This is a genomic window from Streptomyces mayteni, assembly GCF_054783955.1.
Genome location: NZ_BAAGPR010000286.1, coordinates 1 through 733 on the forward strand (window position 1 = coordinate 1; position 733 = coordinate 733).

Annotated in this window: 1 protein-coding gene and 2 tRNA genes; all 3 read right to left on the reverse strand. The window is 33.4% G+C overall.

Going from position 1 to position 733, the window contains the following annotated elements:
• Positions 1-290, reverse strand: a 290-nt coding sequence (locus tag ACYVPE_RS39930) for a hypothetical protein (protein ID WP_461038745.1), incomplete at its 3' end; no start/stop codon positions are given.
• Between the two features lie 242 nt (positions 291-532).
• Positions 533-604: transfer RNA gene (locus ACYVPE_RS39935), tRNA-Gly, on the reverse strand.
• A 41-nt stretch (positions 605-645) separates the two neighbouring features.
• A tRNA-Arg gene (locus ACYVPE_RS39940) sits at positions 646-716 on the reverse strand.
• Between the last annotated feature and the right edge of the window lie 17 nt (positions 717-733).

Genomic DNA, 733 nt, shown 5'->3' on the forward strand with positions numbered 1-733 from the left:
TACTTTAGACCAGCTGCTGTAGCAGAATCTGAATCTCGATAAAGAGTAGCTAGAATATATACTGCAAATGATTGTAGTTCAATACTTAGATATACTGATACTAGATCTGCACTTGAGACTAGGAATGAAGCACCACAAGTTGTAAATAGAATAATAATAGGATATGTTGTAATAGTTGGTACTGCTGTAAATACTGTAGATCGTGATTGTAGATTACTTGTTACAGGAGCCCATGGTAGAAGAATCATAGCACCAATAACAAAGATAAATGTGTCAGCCGATTGAGACACTGATGTTACCTGGAATAGACCACTGTAAATACTTACACCTTCTCCAATACCTTGAAGATCTAGAGCATTATATGATAGTGCTGCAGTGTAAAGTAGAACTAGTGAACACATCCGAGTTAGTAGAATAGGATTAATAGATGTATTAGATAGCGCTATGGCCATCATAATAATAAATAGACTAGTTACTAGCATCCCTGTTATTAATTCACTATAATTTTAATTGTTTTCATCTATTCTAATTATACGAGTATTCAGACTCGAACTGAAAAAATTCGCTTGGAAGGCGAAGGTATTACCAATTATACTATACTCGCTTTATAAATTATCATTATTATACTACTTATAATATATTTTTAACGCCCTATAGGATTCGAACCTATATTGACTGTTTCGAAGACAGTAGTACTGACCATTATACGAAAGGCGACTTCCACATTTTTTAT